The 16,905-nt window shown below is 39.0% G+C and carries 17 protein-coding genes and 1 tRNA gene; 7 read left to right on the top strand and 11 right to left on the bottom strand.

Annotated features, from left to right (window positions below):
• The first annotated feature begins 388 nt into the window (after nucleotides 1-388).
• From XEN7305_RS03455 to XEN7305_RS03445, 3 genes are all read left to right on the top strand, one after another.
• The gene (locus tag XEN7305_RS03455) at nucleotides 389-1,411 is read left to right on the top strand and encodes an NAD-dependent epimerase (RefSeq protein WP_006507947.1); all 1,023 of its coding nucleotides are present in this window, start codon (nucleotides 389-391) and stop codon (nucleotides 1,409-1,411) included.
• A 112-nt stretch (nucleotides 1,412-1,523) separates the two neighbouring features.
• The gene (locus XEN7305_RS03450) at nucleotides 1,524-2,711 is read left to right on the top strand and encodes a histidine phosphatase family protein (protein WP_006507946.1); all 1,188 of its coding nucleotides are present in this window, start codon (nucleotides 1,524-1,526) and stop codon (nucleotides 2,709-2,711) included.
• Between the two features lie 117 nt (nucleotides 2,712-2,828).
• The gene (locus XEN7305_RS03445; protein ID WP_006507945.1) at nucleotides 2,829-4,316 is read left to right on the top strand and encodes an iron uptake porin; all 1,488 of its coding nucleotides are present in this window, start codon (nucleotides 2,829-2,831) and stop codon (nucleotides 4,314-4,316) included.
• Nucleotides 4,317-4,348: 32 nt separating this feature from the next.
• Here the strand turns inward: XEN7305_RS03445 and recF are convergent, their stop codons facing one another.
• The 5 genes from recF to XEN7305_RS28860 are packed head-to-tail and all read right to left on the bottom strand — an operon-like array spanning nucleotide 4,349 to nucleotide 8,660.
• Nucleotides 4,349-5,494 carry a DNA replication/repair protein RecF gene (gene recF, locus XEN7305_RS03440; RefSeq protein WP_006507944.1) on the bottom strand — a complete coding sequence of 382 codons (1,146 nt, stop codon included), beginning with the start codon at nucleotides 5,492-5,494 and terminating at the stop codon, nucleotides 4,349-4,351.
• Nucleotides 5,495-5,507: 13 nt separating this feature from the next.
• Complete coding sequence (locus XEN7305_RS03435) at nucleotides 5,508-6,236, bottom strand: Stp1/IreP family PP2C-type Ser/Thr phosphatase (protein WP_006507943.1); 729 nt, start codon at nucleotides 6,234-6,236, stop codon at nucleotides 5,508-5,510.
• Nucleotides 6,237-6,265: 29 nt separating this feature from the next.
• Nucleotides 6,266-8,017, bottom strand: a complete 1,752-nt coding sequence (locus XEN7305_RS03430; protein ID WP_006507942.1) for an AarF/ABC1/UbiB kinase family protein — start codon at nucleotides 8,015-8,017, stop codon at nucleotides 6,266-6,268.
• Between the two features lie 60 nt (nucleotides 8,018-8,077).
• Nucleotides 8,078-8,446 carry a DUF6825 family protein gene (locus tag XEN7305_RS03425; protein WP_006507941.1) on the bottom strand — a complete coding sequence of 123 codons (369 nt, stop codon included), beginning with the start codon at nucleotides 8,444-8,446 and terminating at the stop codon, nucleotides 8,078-8,080.
• A 37-nt stretch (nucleotides 8,447-8,483) separates the two neighbouring features.
• Nucleotides 8,484-8,660 carry a hypothetical protein gene (locus XEN7305_RS28860; RefSeq protein ID WP_158500375.1) on the bottom strand — a complete coding sequence of 59 codons (177 nt, stop codon included), beginning with the start codon at nucleotides 8,658-8,660 and terminating at the stop codon, nucleotides 8,484-8,486.
• Nucleotides 8,661-8,818: 158 nt separating this feature from the next.
• Here XEN7305_RS28860 and XEN7305_RS03420 point away from each other — a divergent pair, with 158 nt between their 5' ends.
• Nucleotides 8,819-9,463, top strand: coding sequence for a rhomboid family intramembrane serine protease (locus tag XEN7305_RS03420; RefSeq protein ID WP_006507940.1), 645 nt, complete (start codon nucleotides 8,819-8,821; stop codon nucleotides 9,461-9,463).
• Between the two features lie 55 nt (nucleotides 9,464-9,518).
• Here the strand turns inward: XEN7305_RS03420 and XEN7305_RS03415 are convergent, their stop codons facing one another.
• Nucleotides 9,519-11,603: a polysaccharide biosynthesis tyrosine autokinase gene (locus XEN7305_RS03415; RefSeq protein ID WP_006507939.1), complete on the bottom strand. Its 2,085-nt coding sequence runs from the start codon at nucleotides 11,601-11,603 to the stop codon at nucleotides 9,519-9,521.
• A 319-nt stretch (nucleotides 11,604-11,922) separates the two neighbouring features.
• Here XEN7305_RS03415 and glpX point away from each other — a divergent pair, with 319 nt between their 5' ends.
• Both glpX and XEN7305_RS03405 read left to right on the top strand, forming a co-directional pair.
• Nucleotides 11,923-12,960, top strand: coding sequence for a class II fructose-bisphosphatase (gene glpX, locus XEN7305_RS03410; protein ID WP_006507938.1), 1,038 nt, complete (start codon nucleotides 11,923-11,925; stop codon nucleotides 12,958-12,960).
• Nucleotides 12,961-13,143: 183 nt separating this feature from the next.
• Nucleotides 13,144-14,430 (top strand): glutamyl-tRNA reductase, encoded by a 1,287-nt coding sequence (locus XEN7305_RS03405; RefSeq protein WP_006507937.1) that lies wholly within the window; start codon nucleotides 13,144-13,146, stop codon nucleotides 14,428-14,430.
• Between the two features lie 40 nt (nucleotides 14,431-14,470).
• On the opposite strand, the gene XEN7305_RS03400 is transcribed toward XEN7305_RS03405, so the two are convergent.
• The 4 genes from XEN7305_RS03400 to XEN7305_RS29265 all read right to left on the bottom strand — a co-directional run bounded on the left by XEN7305_RS03400 (nucleotide 14,471) and on the right by XEN7305_RS29265 (nucleotide 16,518).
• A complete protein-coding gene (locus tag XEN7305_RS03400; RefSeq protein ID WP_006507936.1) occupies nucleotides 14,471-14,728 on the bottom strand; it encodes a hypothetical protein in 258 nt (85 codons plus the stop codon).
• 511 nt (nucleotides 14,729-15,239) lie between these two features.
• On the bottom strand, nucleotides 15,240-15,518 hold the full coding sequence (locus XEN7305_RS03395; protein ID WP_006507935.1) for a DUF2470 domain-containing protein: 279 nt from the start codon (nucleotides 15,516-15,518) through the stop codon (nucleotides 15,240-15,242).
• A gap of 19 nt (nucleotides 15,519-15,537) precedes the next feature.
• Entirely contained in the window at nucleotides 15,538-16,338 is an 801-nt protein-coding gene (locus XEN7305_RS03390) for a cobalt-precorrin-6A reductase (RefSeq protein WP_006507934.1), read from the bottom strand.
• 3 nt (nucleotides 16,339-16,341) lie between these two features.
• Nucleotides 16,342-16,518: a hypothetical protein gene (locus XEN7305_RS29265; protein ID WP_006507933.1), complete on the bottom strand. Its 177-nt coding sequence runs from the start codon at nucleotides 16,516-16,518 to the stop codon at nucleotides 16,342-16,344.
• Between the two features lie 97 nt (nucleotides 16,519-16,615).
• On the opposite strand from XEN7305_RS29265, the gene XEN7305_RS03385 reads away from it, so the two are divergent.
• Nucleotides 16,616-16,700, top strand: a tRNA-Ser gene (locus XEN7305_RS03385).
• Nucleotides 16,701-16,715: 15 nt separating this feature from the next.
• On the opposite strand, the gene XEN7305_RS29640 is transcribed toward XEN7305_RS03385, so the two are convergent.
• A partial coding sequence (locus XEN7305_RS29640) for a hypothetical protein (RefSeq protein ID WP_238568929.1) occupies nucleotides 16,716-16,905 on the bottom strand: 190 nt, incomplete at its 5' end.

Genomic DNA, 16,905 nt, shown 5'->3' with positions numbered 1-16,905 from the left:
GACCACTGGAGACAAAAATCATCTACGTCGCAAAAAATTGCTGTGATATCTAATCTTGATGTCATCATAAAATTAGCTGAGATTCTCTAATTCTGCTTATTATGAGTATACAATGTCAGCCTTTCTTTTCTCTCAAATTTTCGTCGAACTCACGTTAATTAACTATATTTTTGATGCAAAATAATTTACACCTATTAATTCTTAAAGAATTGATCATTATTTATAGCGCTCAATAAATAAGATTCAAGATGAAAAAAATCTCACAAAAGCTTCATATCCTCTTCATTGGAATAGATTAATCTAATATCCTAGAGTCAAATAGTAAATACTTCTCTTGATTCTTCTTTACTGTATTTATTTTCCTCACTTTTTGTTTACTTAGCAAATAATGAAAATTTTGATTACTGGAATAGCTGGCTTTATTGGCTATCATTTGGCAAAAAGATTATTATCAGACGGGTGTCAAATTCATGGTATTGATAATCTTAATGACTATTATGATGTCAACCTTAAACAAGATCGCTTAGCCCAACTCTTACCTGACAAAAAATTTGTCTTTAATTATCTAGATATTAGCGATCGTGCCTCGGTTACGAAACTATTCTCCCAGCATAAATTTGATTTTGTTGTTCATCTCGCTGCCCAAGCTGGAGTTCGTTATTCACTGAACAATCCTTATGCCTATGTTGACAGTAATTTAGTAGGCTTTACTAATATTCTAGAAGGCTGTCGTCATAATAAAATTCAGCATTTAGTATTTGCATCTTCCAGTTCAGTTTATGGAGCCAACACCAAAATTCCTTTTGCCGTCACTGATAATGTCGATCACCCGATTTCTCTCTATGCAGCCACCAAAAAAGCCAATGAATTGATTGCCCATGCTTATAGTCATTTATATCAAATCCCTGTGACTGGCTTGCGGTTTTTTACGGTGTATGGGCCTTGGGGTAGACCAGACATGGCTTATTTTAAGTTTGTTAAAGCGATCGCGGAAAGACAATCGATTGATGTCTATAATTTTGGCAAAATGAAGCGTGACTTTACCTATATCGATGATATTGTCGAAGGTGTTGTTCGGGTAATCAAAAAAATTCCCCAAAGTACATCGCAACAATCTTCTTACAAAATATATAATATTGGCAATAACAACCCAATAGAACTCAACGATTTCATTACTACGATTGAGGAGATTATGGGTCAATCGACACATAAAAAATTATTACCAATGCAACCCGGAGATGTTGTTGCTACCTGGGCAGATATTGATGAGTTGATGGTAGACATCGGCTTCCAACCAACTACCTCGATTGAAGTTGGATTGAGAAAATTTGTTCAATGGTATCAAGAATATTATGGGAATTCTTCAAATAACAAAAAAGAGCCAGCTTTACTGCATAAAGACAACAAGTAATAACTAGTAATAACCAAACTTTGATTCGTAGATTTTTTGTTTATTATTAATAGCCTGAGCATATCGATACACATATGCTACCAAAAAAATAGTGCGAAACCACTCACCAATTATGAATAATATTATATCTTTGTCCAATCTTACAAAATCCTCAAATTCTGTCACTTCTTCAACCAAAATCATTATTGTCCGCCATGGACGAACTACTTATAATGAACAAGGCAGATATCAAGGTTCTAGTGATGAATCTGTTCTAACAGAAAAAGGACATCAGGCTGCTTACCAAACGGGATTAGCGTTGCAACAATTCACCTTTGATGCCATCTATAGTAGTCCTTTAACTAGAGTCCAAGAAACCGCACAAGAGATTACGACTGCATTAGGAAATACCAATGATAATTTACCGCCCATCATTGTAGCTCCGAAGCTAACTGAAATTAATATGTCAGATTGGCAGGGATTATTTTATCAAGAGGTTAGAGAAAAATTTCCTAAAGCTTATCATTGTTGGCAAGAAACGCCCCACCTATTTACTTTTGATAATTCTTTTTTCCCTGTTCGGGAATTATTTAAAAAAGCTCAAAGTTTTTGGCAAGAGATTTTAGATAAACATCAAGGCCAGACAATTTTAATTATTGCCCATGGGGGAACAAACCGAGCCTTAATCAGTACAGCGATTAGCTTAGAGCCAAAGGATTACCACAGTTTACAACAATCTAATTGTGGCATTAGTTACTTAGAATTTCCCACAAACAATTCTTCTATAGCAAAATTAAAATGTTTAAATTTCACTAATCATCTAGGAGAACACTTGCCCAAGCTTAAAGAAGGTAAGCAAGGTTGGCGATGGCTTTTGGTTTCCAATCAAGTGAGCAGAAAACTATTGTTAAACTCTTGCTTATGCGAATTGATTGATCGTGATTTGATTGATTTAGTTTTAAGCGATAATTGCGAGGCATCAGAAATATTAGTTAGTAATTTTCTCAGAAGTAATCATAAAGCTGTTCATTTTCCCATGCCACAAGATAGTTTTCTCGAAATTTGGCAGCAAACAATTTTTGCCAGACAAAAGAAAAAGCATTCTGCTAATCATGAGACTTTAGTTACAGGATTAATTATTGTTCGGGAAGAAAGTCTTTGTCAGATTTTAGAAAAAACTTTGGGAGCTAAGATACCTTTAGATACTTCTAATAACTTAGGTGTGATTCATTATCCTCATGCTAAACAGCAGTCGATCTTACAGGGTTTATTGCCAATTGATCGACAGTTGTTTCCCCAATTAACATTGGCAGCAGCCTAAATAATACGATGCTATGCAAGTCTCAAAATTATGCTTCTATTTTAGACTGTACTATACAAATAAAGATATTTAGCATAATTGAATCTATTGCTTATTTTCGGTTGCTTTTAAATTTTAATGACAAAAATATCGCAATTAATTATTAACTTAGGAGTTGTTACGATTATATCTATGCTTGGTTCTTCTGTTGCTTCAGCCAATGAACTAGCCAATGAACTAGAAGATGTGAACTTTATATATAAATTGAAATCGATTCAACTTACAGACTGGGAGTTTCAAGCATTACAATCTTTGGCCGAAAACAATATCTGCACAGCAGAATTAACGAAAAACAGTAGAATTATTAGTCGCTATGAATTTGCATTAGAATTGGATAACTGTTTGAGGTCGAGGGAAAATCCTATCTCTCAGGAAGATTTAGCTATTTTGCAAAGACTAAGACAAGATTTCGCTTTGGAATTAGCTAATTTGTCAGCAAAGGTGAAACAGCTTGAAACTAATATTACTCAACTAAAATCTAATAATTTTTCTCCAACAGCTAAACTTAATGGTCAGATTTTATTTTTTTTAGCTGATAGTTTTGGGCAAGAAGATGACAGCCAAACTTTTTCTGGATTTAGAACTAGATTGGATTTTGGGACTAGTTTTTCTGGTCAGGATAAACTGAATATTCGGTTAGAAAATAGAAATATTGGTCGTTTGGATAACGTAACAGATACTTTATTAAGTCGTTTAAGTGTAGATGGCAGTAGCGATAATCGCACTAAGCTTGCCGAACTTTCCTATACATTTAAACTTGGCGATCGCACTAAGATGGTTTTCGGCACTACAGGAGTAGGCTTAAACGATATTGGAGAAGTCTTAAATCCTTTTTCTAGCAGTGGTGATGGTGCTATTTCTCGCTTTGGGAGAAGAGATCCGGCCACGTTGCGCGGACCTGGCGGTTCTGGAATTGGGATTAAGCATGAATTCAGCAAGAAGATCTTGGTTAATGCTGGTTATGTCATTAATAGTCAAGATGTTGCTAATCCCGAGAAAGGGAAAGGGTTATTCGATAGTTCGGCTAGCGCGATCGCTCAATTAATGATTAAACCGGAGGATGATTTGGCTGTTGCTCTAGCCTATACCCATAGTTATCAAAGAATTAATGATCTCAATCTTCTAAGTGGCACTGGAGTTGAAGATGCTAACCAGCCTTTTGGCAACAAAGCAACAACTTCTGATAATTTCGGCTTACAATTCAACTGGGCAATTACTTCTGGCCTTGAAATAGGCGGTTGGTTTGGTTATACTCAAGCTTCTCAACAGCAAAATGGCAGTGAGCGGGCAACTATTCTTAATGGAGCATTGACTCTAGCCTTTCCCGATTTATGGGCAGAAAATAACTTTGGCGGTATTATAATTGGAGTACCTCCAGCGATCGCAGATCATGATGACAAGAGCCTAATTACAGAAGAAACTCCCTTCCATATTGAAGCTCTCTATCGTATTGAAATTAATAAAAATATTGAAATTACTCCTGGTTTTTTTGTCATTATCAATCCAGATCGCAATGATGACTATGCTCTTTGGATAGGAACCGTAAGAACTCGAATTAGTTTCTAATTAATTGAGCCAAAGATCTATTGCCGCAAGCATCAATGTTCGACTATTTTCCCTGCTTTGACAGTAAGAATTTGGGAATCTTGAATCCAATCATGATTAAAAGAGCTTAGGTGAGTTGTGGTAATAAAAGTTTGAAAGCGATCGCCAATAGTCTCTAGAAGTTGATTCTGACGGTTGGGGTCCAACTCTGCTAAGACATCATCTAATAATAATAAAGGTGGTTCTCCAATAATTTCTTCGATTAGTTCTAATTCTGCCAACTTCAACGCCAGCACCAGAGTTCGTTGTTGACCTTGAGAACCATAATAACGAGCAGGAGTGCCATCAATCGTAAAATCTATTTCATCGCGATGGGTTCCGACAACGGTTTTTCCCTGATAATATTCAGCATTACGACGTAGTTCCATTTTTTCTAGGAAAGCAAGTTGCACCTTTTCTGGTTCATCCTCTGTCCACTCTACATTAGGCGCGTATTCAATTTGCAGCATTTCAGTTTTACCACTAATGCGATCATGCCAAGATTGGGCGATCGGCGCGAGTCTAGTTAATACTCTGGCTCTTCTCCGAGTAACCCTAGAACCTGAGGCGGCGAGTTGTGCATCCCAAAGTGCTAACTGTTGCCGATCAATCGCAGTGGTTGACAGCCCCAATTGCCGATCCTGTTCTTGTTTACGAATCGCTTTTAATAAAGCATTGCGCTGGCGTAGAACCTGATGATACTGCTGCAAAATATGAGCATAAACTGGTTCTAACTGAATTAATAACCCATCAATCCAATCCCGACGAGACTCAGGGCCACCGCGAACCAAATCTAGATCTAAACCAGAAAACTGGACTGCGTTTAAATATCCTAAAAAATCAACAGAACGGCGTAATGATTCGTGATTAACGGCAAATGTTCTTTTACCCTGTTTGCGTAACTTAATCGTTAAATCTGCCGTCCCATAAACTCTTTTGACAGTGGCTTCTATTTGTCCGGCTACTTCACCATCTAAAACCAGCTCGCGATCGCGCAATGCTCGATGACTTTTCAAAGTTGCGAGCAGTTCTATAGCTTCGAGGAGATTCGACTTTCCCTGAGCATTATTGCCGACAATAATAGTTTTCTGGCTATGAAATACGACTTCTTGCTCAAGATAATTACGAAATGCTCGCAGATACAGATTTTGTAAATACATTCATTGTGCAATACTAATCATCTGCTGCGACCAAGACTACTGTAATGTTATCGGAACCGCCTGCTTCCTTCGCAGCTTCGATGAGCTTTTCGGCTGTCTGTTCACAGGTTTCACATTCCGACAAAAAGTCCTGAATTTTTTCATCGGGGACTTCTTCCGTCAAACCATCACTGCACATCAGAATCACATCTCCTGGTTGGACATCCAATTCTTGTAAATCAATTTTATATAAATCCTTACGCCCCAAACATTGGGACAAAACATGACGCCAAGGATGGTGCTTTGCCTGCTCCTTGCTTATTTCGCCCGATTTGATAGCAAGACTAACCCAAGTATGATCTTCTGTTACTTGTTCTAGTTCAGACTTACGCCATAGGTACAAACGGGAATCTCCCACATGAGCACACCAAGGGCGATCGCGGAAAATTGTTACGACCACAGTAGTCCCCATGTCCTTCCGTTCAGGATGCTCCTCCTGGTCCGCTAAAATGCTTTTATTGGCCTTATCGATTGCCTCTTCAAGCAATTGCCCCGAAGACATCTCAGTATCGTCCCAATGCACTTCGAGATAGGCTTTGATTTGCTCAGTGGCAATTCTGCTAGCTTCTTCTCCTCCAGCATGGCCACCCATCCCATCAGCTACGATAAAAAAGCGTCCTTGGGGATCATCGATAGAATGACTGTCTTGATTGGCAGTCCGCACTACTCCTGTATCTGTAAGGCCTACAAAGCGACGTTTCATAAAAAATTCGTACAATAATATCGACAATGTTAAAACATACGATCAATGCGGTCAATACGCCTCAATAACCGTAGCAATGACCAACCAGGTATAATAGCTATTACCAAAGCGATTGCTGCTAAGACATTATAACCATTAACTAGCAACAATGTGGCACACAGGGCAAAAGCACTGAATAATATGGTGTAGTTCGTCCCCAACTGAACTGCGCCCAAACGGCGCAATATTCTTTCAGATTCTAGAGAACGAGTTCGTACCCGTAAATCTCCTCTTTCCAGTTTTTCTATTGTATCCTCAATTCTTCTTGGCAGCCCTAGGGCACTGCTACCAACTTTCACAGCCTGCTTGCCCAGCTCATCAAAAATAGTGCCATTACCATTATTATTCTCACTCATAATCTGCATTGCGAATGGTTGTGCGACTTCCATAAAGTTAAAATTGGGATCTAATCCTTTACCGACACCTTCTAGAGTGGAAAAAGCTCGCATGACAAAAGTGAAGGTGGCAGGAAAGCGAAAAGGTTGGCCATAGGCAATCTCATAAAGATCTTCGCTAATGGCATCTACAGATTGCTCCTCAAAGGGCTTATCCATAAAGTTATCTAGCATATATTGCACCGATCTTCTTACGGGAGTGAGGTCTCCTGTGGGGACTAATGCACCAAGCTCAATCAGAGAATCGACTACCAGAGAACCATTTTTTTGAGAAATGCCAAACAAAGTATCCATTAATTTTTCACGGATATTGTTCTTAATTTGCCCCATCATGCCAAAATCGTAGAAAATCAAGGTACCATCTGGGCTGACGGCAATATTGCCTGGATGGGGATCGGCATGAAAGAAACCATCGGTTAATAGTTGATGAAGATAAGCTTTGGCTCCTAATCTGGCTAGAAGTTTGCGATCTAAACCTGCGGCCTCCAGAGCTTCATAATGACTGATTTTAATTCCTGGAAGATATTCAAGGGTTAGAACTCTTGGGGATGTATAACGCCAAGAAACCCTTGGTACGCTTACCCAATCCTCATCTCGGAAGTTGCGACGAAAAGTATCAGCATTCCGCCCCTCATTAAGATAGTCGGTTTCTTCCCAAAGAATGCGAGAGCATTCTTCATAAATCCCTAGCCAATCTTTTCCTTTGCCCCAACGAGGATGATTTTGGAAATAACGGGCAATTTGTTTTAATATCCCCAGGTCAATGGTAAATAATTGCTGCAATCCTGGGCGCTGTACTTTGATAGCAACCTCTTCCCCGTTATGAAGTTGTGCTTTATGCACCTGCCCTAAGCTTGCTGCGGCTAAGGGTATCGGATCGAATTTGCGGAATAATTGCTTAATGGGTTTGCCTAAATCCTCTTCGATAATGGCAGCTACTTGCTCATAACTAAAAGCAGGAACTCTATCTTGTAGCTTTGTTAGTTCCGCAACATATTCTGCGGGAAACAAATCCGCACGAGTCGAAAATAATTGACCTGCTTTAATAAAGGTTGGCCCCAACTCAAGTAAACTTTCCCTAATCCATACTGCTTGCTTATATCTTCTGGCGGCTAATTTTTCTTCACTAAAACCCCCACTATAAGTCCATTTACGATTATTGCGCCATAGCGCTACAGACAGAGCAAGCACAAAAGTCCAGATATCTAATCGACGACGAGTGCGGGAATATTTTTTGCGATTCCAACGATAGGATTTGGTATCAACTTTTTCTGGCTTTAGGGATCGCTGCGAACTGTCAGGATCATATTTCACTAGGGTTTTGGATTTGGAAGAAAGGGCAGACACTCGTTTTTTTTAATTAAATTTAATAAAGTACGGTTTCTTAATGCAGCAACAATATTTGTGTTATGGATTGCGATATTTTTTTAACTCTGCTCTTAAACTAGCAATTTCGGCCCTTAGCTGATCGAGCATTGTCTGTAAATCACCAGGGGAAGAGACAGCATTGAAGTTGTAGTCGTTGCTTGTGGTGCCAGAACTTGTTGTATTGGAGCTAGTAGTTGTTGAACGTGAGGCAGTTGTAGTTGTATTTCTATCTGCCTGTTGGGCGCGAGTTTGGACTTCTTCGATGAATTGCCTTAGCTGCTCTCTTTGCTCAGCGTCAAATTTTCCCAGTTCATTAACAGTTTGGGTATAGACCCCTTCTAGCTTTTCGCTTAGGACTTCGGCAAAGGCTCTACCTAAAAAAAAGGCATCGACGACTGGATTGCTCATAGACTGCTTAATCTTTCTTAATGGCTTTCGTAACAAATTATATCTTGTATTCTTGTTTCCCACGGGAAAAATTAGCCAAACTTACCTGTATCCTCATTTGATCCTCATTCTGAGACGTACTAGGAACATTTAAAAATGCGATCGCCTGATCGGGAATATTCCCGACTTGGCAATTTTCCGCATAAACATGATTCGTTCTGCCGTCTGCCCTCAAGGGCGAAGCCCAATAAACTTGACGCTACTAATTCACGATAGATGTGAGGGGTTGAATTATAGCGACTTTCTTCTAAGTGAGGTACATTCGGTATTGATCGCAGAAAATGATCAACAAAGAGCGAGTAAAAATTATTAATTATTGATTATTAATTATCCATGAACAGTCGTCGCAAAAAATCTTTTATAAAAGAGCTTAAAACACTTTTAACTATAATTGGAATTTTCTGGGTTATAGAAATTATTGACCATGTTCTTTTTAACGGACAATTAGATAGATTTGGGATAAGGCCACATAAACTAATTGGATTAAGAGGAATACTCTTCGCGCCTTTTCTTCATGGCAGTTTTAGTCATCTCATCGCGAACACCATCCCATTTGTGACCTTAGGATGGTTAACTATGCTCCAGAAGACCAGACATTTTTATATTGTTTCTGTGTTTTCGATGATTATTGGGGGCTTAGGAATTTGGATTTTTGGGTCTCCTAGTTCGGTTCATATCGGTGCTAGCATCCTTATCTATGGTTACCTAGGCTTTTTACTTCTGAGAGGACTTTTTCAAAAAAATATACCTTCTATTCTCTTATCTTTGGTCGTATTCTTTCTTTATGGAGGATTACTTTGGGGATTTCTGCCTTCTTCGATGAATATTTCCTGGGAAGGTCATTTATTTGGCTTTATTGGTGGGGCTGCTGCCGCTTGGGCGATCGCAAATAGCCAAAAAAAACAACAAACAATACCCGTAGTTCACTATGAACCCAAAACTAGACCAGAGCAAAAATCTTATGCTCATAAGGATTAATTGATTAATGGGTAATGGGTAATGGGTAATACAGCTAGTTTTCTACGTTGGATTATCAACTTTTGAACTTGTCATTAACCACAATGCCAAGAAGTTCTTGATTAGATGCTTTGATTAGTTCTTGGGCTTCTAGCAATTTATGGGGATTTGTAAACCCAATTCTCCCAACCAGAATAATGCCATCGGTGAATTGACTAATATTGAGGATATCAGTCGATAAATCAACAGCAGAAGTATCTAAAAGTATTAAATCGTATTTTTCCCGAACATGAAGCATAAATTCTTTCATGGATTCCGATTGCCATAAAGATAAGTAGTCCTCAACCATAGAACCAGCAGTAATTACATTCAAGTTGAGACTAGGAGCTTGCACGACATTGTCAAACTCGACATCTTTTTTGAGTATGTCGGTCAGACCCAAATTATTATCAATACGCCAAATTGCCTTCTGTTTTGGAGTATGGAGATTTGTATCGATTATGAGAACCTTTTTTCCTAATTGAGTGGTCAGAGCTGCTAGATTAGCGATGAATGTTGATTTTCCTTCGGCAGTATTAGAACTTGTAACTGTAATTGTTTTAATAACTTGATTCGAACTAATTTGAGCAAGATTGTCGTAAACTATTTTATAAGATTCACAAGCAACAGAATATGGTGCTTCTAAGACAAATCTTTCCGGGTCAACAGGATCACAGCGATGAGAAATATGAAAATCGGACTTTCTTAAATTGGGAATTTCACCCAACACCTTCGAGTTACCTACTTCACCAATTTCGGCAATATTTTTTAAGGTTGGATTCCTCTTTTCTAAAATCAAAACGGCCACAAATGCCAACATAAATCCCAGTCCAACACCACTAGCTGCGATAATCTCTTTATTCCAAGAGGCTAAGCTTTTTTTGACTTGGGGAGGAGTAATGATTTTGATCTGTGCAATATTGTCTTCGGAAAAGATATCTAGTTGCTGAGCCTTAGTTAGTAGCTTGTTATATTTTTCCTTGGCTCGTTTATTTTTGCTTACTAGTTCTTGATATTGTTGTTGAACTTCCGGCGCGATCGCATTATCCTTTTGATAGCGTGCTTTGTCTATTTCCCAACTGGCGACTTTGGCCGATAAGGATTTTTTTTCAGCTTCATAACCAACCAATTTTTCGGTATTTTCCGCTATCGAATTATTGTTTTGATTGACCGAGACATATTGCTGAGTGGCTATATTCTGATCTTTTATTTGAGCTTCTAGTTTAGCTTTTTCTGCTTCTAAATTAATAATAACCGGACTTTGTGAGTTGAAGCGGGCACCTTCAATTATCAGTTGAGTTTCCACTTCTTGTAATTTTTCTAACAGTTGTTGTTGTTCTGGAGAGTCCGAAACTTCGCCGGCAATTGCGTTGGGAGAAAGATTTAGACCTAACTTAGTTTTGAGGCCAGCTATTTCATCATCAACTTCTTTGATTTTAGACTTGGCTGCTGCTATTTTTTCTTCGAGTTCTTTAATCTTATTCGTCAGATAATCTGGTTTAGACTCTAAAATATTGCGATCATATTTGGTGAGCAGAGCCTTTAATTTATTGGCTATTTCTGTGGCATTTTTATCGGCTACGGTTAATTGCTGATTAACTTTATCTTTAATCTTTTCTACATTGCTAATTTCAGTTTGGGCTTGTTGTTCTCTATAGGATTCAATCAGTGAATTCACCACCAATTTAGAGCTGTCTATATCTTTTCCTGAATAGGTAATTTCAATTGTATCGCTGAGAGAATCATTCTTGATCTCTAGATTTTCCGCAAATTGATTGTAATCGAGATCTTCAAGCCCATTGTCAGTTGCTTGCACTTGTTCAAACACTTGCTTTGGTAAGTTTGCTGCGGGCTCTTCTGAAATTTCTCCAGTTTCTGAAGTTTCTGGTTCAATATTCTCGCTATTATTGCTCTTATCTGCTTCTTCCTGGCCTAGAGCATCAATGATTTCTTGGTTCGGAGATTCGAGTTGAATTATACTGTTGACAGTATAAGTTCTTTCTATTTTAAGAGCTGCGGTAATTGCTAATATTATAGTGGAGAGGAAAATTGCGATCGCAGGTGATTTATAATATTTTAAAGCTAACCAATATTGATGCCAACTTTTTTTAGACTGATTCATTATTTTTTAGGTTTTATAAAATTTTATAATAGATAGTTTTAACTCCGATCTTTGCATATTTTCTGGCTTGCATGGTAAAGATTGGATGAAGAATAGTGGCAATTACTTAATAGTTATTAGTAACCGAAAAAATGCGATTTCAATGTGTGGCTGCACTTCTCATGTCTTTCCCTCCCATACTTTACGACTAGCAAAGAAACCCATAAAAATTATTAAAACTTAATAAAGATCGAAGAAGACCCCGCACTCTGATAGACTTTTCTCTTGAGTAGGCATCGCCATACCAAGGAAAAACATTGCACAAGGGAGGAAAATCTTCGTGGAAAACACCCTCGGATTAGAAATTATTGAGGTGGTAGAACAAGCCGCGATCGCTTCAGCCAAATGGATGGGTAAAGGCGAAAAAGATACTGCTGATGAAGTAGCAGTAGAAGCCATGCGAGAGCGGATGAACAAAATTAATATGCGAGGACGCATCGTCATCGGTGAGGGGGAGCGGGATGACGCTCCGATGCTCTATATCGGTGAGGAAGTCGGTATTTGTACCCGCGAAGACGCTAAAGACTACTGTAATCCCGAAGAATTGATTGAAATTGACATTGCAGTTGACCCCTGCGAAGGAACTAATTTAGTTGCTTATGGGCAAAACGGTTCAATGGCGGTTTTAGCGATCGCGGAGAAAGGTGGTCTGTTTGCGGCGCCAGATTTTTACATGAAAAAATTAGCTGCACCCCCAGCTGCTAGAGGTCATGTAGATATCAATAAATCAGCAACTGAGAACCTAAGAATTATTTCAGACTGCTTAAATCGTTCTATTGAAGAGTTGGTTGTAGTTGTTATGGATCGTTCTCGGCATAAGGGGCTGATCCAAGAGATTAGAGACGCTGGAGCCAGAGTTAGATTAATCAGCGATGGTGACGTATCTGCCGCATTGTCCTGTGCTTTTTCCGGGACTAATATTCATGCTCTTATGGGGATTGGAGCTGCACCAGAAGGTGTAATCTCAGCAGCTGCTATGCGTTGCTTGGGCGGTCACTTCCAAGGTCAGTTGATTTATGATCCTGAGATTGTAAAAACTGGTCTTATTGGAGAAAGTAAAGAGAGCAACTTGGCTCGCCTTGCAGAGATGGGGATTCACGATCCTGACAAAGTTTACTCAGCTGAAGAGCTAGCTAGTGGGGAAACAGTCCTGTTTGCCGCTTCTGGTATTACCCCAGGTACTTTAATGAATGGAGTTCGCTTCTTTAAAGGTGGAGCTAGAACTCAAAGCTTGGTTATTTCTTCCCAATCCAAAACTGCTCGTTTTGTAGATACAGTTCATATGTTTGAAACACCTAAAACTATACAACTGCATTAATCCACATTTACGATCAATTCAGAAGCCAATCGTCTCCTAAAGAATGAAGGCAGAAGGTTTAAATCTTCTTTATTTCCCCTGCCTTCGAGCACTGAGCACCTTAATATTGGGGGCGATTGCTTTAAAAACTATAAAAAACTTTTTTGATATTAAAATTAAACGAAAACCCTTGAGAATCGAGAAATGAATATTATTGTTGTTGGACTAAGTCATAAAACAGCTTCTGTTGAAGTGCGCGAAAAATTAAGTATTCCCGAAGCTCAAGTCGAGGAAGCGATCGCTCATCTCAGAAGTTATCCTCACATCGAAGAGGTGGCAATTATCAGTACTTGTAACCGTTTAGAAATTTATAGCATTGTTAAAGAGACGGAACAAGGAGTCAACGAGATTATTCAATTCTTAGCCGAAAAAGCGCGGGTGTCCCTCTACGAATTACGCAAACATCTCTTCACTTTGCTCCACGAAGATGCTTTGCGCCACCTAATGCGAGTTGCTGGCGGCTTAGAAAGTCTGGTTTTAGGCGAAGGACAAATTCTCGCTCAGGTCAAGACTACTCATAAATTAGGTCAAAAATATAAAGGTTTAGGGCGACTGCTAGATCGCTTATTTAAACAAGCAATTTCTACAGGCAAAAGAGTTAGGAGTGAAACCAGCATTGGCACAGGAGCGGTTTCTATTAGTTCGGCTGCGGTAGAACTAGCGCAAATGAAAGTGACAGATTTAACTCCCTATCGCTTTGCAATCATTGGCGCAGGCAAGATGGCTTGCTTACTAGTAAAACATTTGCTCGCCAAAGGAGCTACTCAAATTACGATTGTCAACCGTTCCCATCGTAGGTCCCAAGAATTGGCGAAGAAATTCCCCAAGGCTCAGTTGCAGCTTCATCCTTTATCTGAGATGATGAACGCGATCGCAGATTCGGATATTGTCTTTACCAGTACTGGTGCTACTGAACCAATTTTAGATCAAGCCAAACTAACAGCGAATCTGTCGGAGAATAAATCTTTAATGCTCATTGACATCTCGGTGCCTCGCAACATTGCCGCAGATGTGAAAGAAATGAAACAGATCCAAGCTTATAACGTAGATGATCTCAAAGCTGTAGTAGCTGCTAACCAGGAAAACCGGCGTCAAATGGCCCAGGAAGCCGAAGGAATTATCGAAGAAGAAGTCAGTAATTATATGTTGTGGTGGCGATCGCTGGAAACTGTGCCCACTATTAGCTGTCTGCGTACCAAAGTAGAAGGAATTCGAGAACAAGAATTGGAAAAGGCCTTATCTCGTCTGGGTTCAGAATTTGGGGAAAAGCATCAAGATGTGATCGAAGCTTTAACTAGAGGTATTGTTAACAAGATTCTTCATGAGCCGATGGTACAGCTTAAAGCACAACAGGATATTGAAGCTCGGCGTCTTTGTTTGGAGTCTCTACAAATGTTGTTTAATTTAGACATCGGAGAGCAAACAGTTTAACTTAAAGTTTCTGGGCATTAACTTCTTAATTGACAAGGTCTCAGTCAGAATCATCAAGAATTTGTTCCAATAAGGATGTAAACCCATCTTTATCTAGTCTTTCTATGGCTTGTAATAAAATTTCCGAATCGGAATTTTTGTTTGATACAGGTGCTAATGAAGAAAGATAACCAATAAGTTGTTCGAGGTCTTCTTGAACATGGGATCTTTTTGCTCTTAATGCTCTTAATATTCGACGTACCGAACGCTCATTCTCAAATTGGGTAATTAATTTATTATCTTTTGAGGATTCTTCCATTAAACTACTCCTGAACTGAAAACTAGTGAGAAAGCCCCGATTTACCAGTACTAGTTACATTTTGTCTGAATTTACTTTCGCATTAAAGCCAAATTAGAAAAATACGAAAAGTGAGTTTAACCAAAATTTAAAATTTATTTAAATCTCAACAAATTTATGTATACCTAAGTATCTAAAAATTGCGAGTTTCTTACCTTACTTTATTTATCTCAATATTTGGCAGATAAAATCAATATTTACAAGAGTAATAACTTTCTCCTTACAATTCCCTTATCTTGCAAAAAAAATGCATTTGCATAAAAAAACCTAGGTTCGATGAGTATAAAATTTACTGGTTCTGAATAGGGATTGAGGGGTTTGGGGATTTGGGGATTTAGGGAAAAACCTATTACTTCGTTGTTCAACTAATCACAAAAAAAGAGAAAACAAGCAAAATAAACATCTACTAGTAAGATGAATATTAATGGTCATTTTCTCAAAAATCTAATAATTTTCAATTTTCAATTTTCAATTATTTCCCTCTTGCTTGCTTTACCATCGCAATTAAAGTTTGATGGGCATCTTCTGAATCCTTGAGGGTGTGATCAAAATCAATTCTTACAGGAATGGTTTCCCCTTTGCTGCTGGCAGTGAGGTTCATTCCTTGAGGATCGATAGAATCCATCGTTGCGGTTTCCGCTTCAGAAGCATTGCCAAACACCTTGGCATACAAAACTATGGCTTGAGCATGATCCTCATTCATATGTTTGCAAATGCGATCGCTGATTTCTGGAGTAATTACATCGGACATAATTTTCTTCTAAGTTAACTTACTTATTAGGGTTGTATTGATGACAAAATGCCATAATTTTCTTTATACAGGAAGTTTGTTCGGGATAAAATATTTTTGGTCTAGCAATAGTGATCAATCGAACACCCAAGCCCTTTGCTACCTGGCGTTTAATGTCTTCTCCCCCTGGTTTTCCCGAAGCTTTGGTGATGACTAAAGAAATGTTCCATTGTCGCCACAAAACAGTCTCCAACTCAGCACTGACGGGAGGCCGAATTGCCATGATGCGATCGCTTGTAAAGCCTGAATCTAAGGCAATTTGTAAAGAATTCACTTTCGGTAGCACCCTCGTAAACAGAATCGCATCCTGATGCCAAGTTTTGAACTTGGGCAATACTTTACAACCGACAGTGAGAAGCACTCGCTGTCCCGACAAATAATCGCCCTTCAGCAAAGCATCAAAACTATCTAGGGTGAGAAATTGATTATTAGCTAATAGCTGACAAGAATTTCTTTCGTATCGCAGATAGGGAATATTCTGGAGTTTTGCGATCGCGATCGCATTTTGAGACACCTCAGTGGCAAAAGGATGGGAAGCATCAATAATGGCAATAATTTCTTCTTGGCGACAAAAACAGGCCATTTCTTCGCCAGAGAAACAGCCTACTATCACTGAACAGTCAGATAAATAGAGATTTTTGGCTGAGGGCGTTGTTACCGTAACAATTATGGGTACCTGAATATCTGCGATCGCCTTGGCAATCTCCGCACTATCTTTTGTCCCGCCAATCAACCATATTTTGGGCAGTGAGCTATTGTATCTCAACGGAAAGCCACTCAAGAATTACTTTTGGGTGGTTACAATTGCTTCGACTGTGGCTTTTTCCTGTTCTTGATCAATTTCTGTAACAGCCCAACGCAAAGGTTCACCTTTTTGAGCCAATTGAGCCTCAATTTCCTGTTGTAGTTGTACAGGAGTTTCTTGGAGATCGATTTCTGCGGTAATAAAGTGAGTAGTCATTTTATTTCTGGTGTAGTTTTGCTTCTCTATCAATATTAATCGCAGAATGCCCGTAATTGATCGTCTCAACTTTGCTATGATGTTAAAGCCATATTTTGGAGAGGTGGCAGAGTGGTCGATCGCGCTCGACTTGAAATCGAGTGTACCGCGAGGTACCGTGGGTTCGAATCCCACCCTCTCCGTTTTGAGTTTTGCACTTAAATCGAAGGCAGAAGGCAGAAGGTAACTGACATAGTGGTGAGTCTAATTCTCCCACTATGCCCTGTTCCACTTAAAGAAGTGGAGGAATTCAACCTAAAGGGATAAGTTAGAAGTAGTTTTACCCTTCTGCCCTCTCTCTTGGTGAGCGTTCCCTTGCGCCTGACGGCGGCGCGGGGTCTCACCGCT

Origin of the sequence: Xenococcus sp. PCC 7305 (genome assembly GCF_000332055.1) — a bacterium.
In the GTDB taxonomy this organism is placed as follows: domain Bacteria; phylum Cyanobacteriota; class Cyanobacteriia; order Cyanobacteriales; family Xenococcaceae; genus Xenococcus.
The sequence above is the reverse complement of the archived record's forward strand: the minus strand, read 5'-3'. Positions and strand labels throughout refer to the sequence as shown.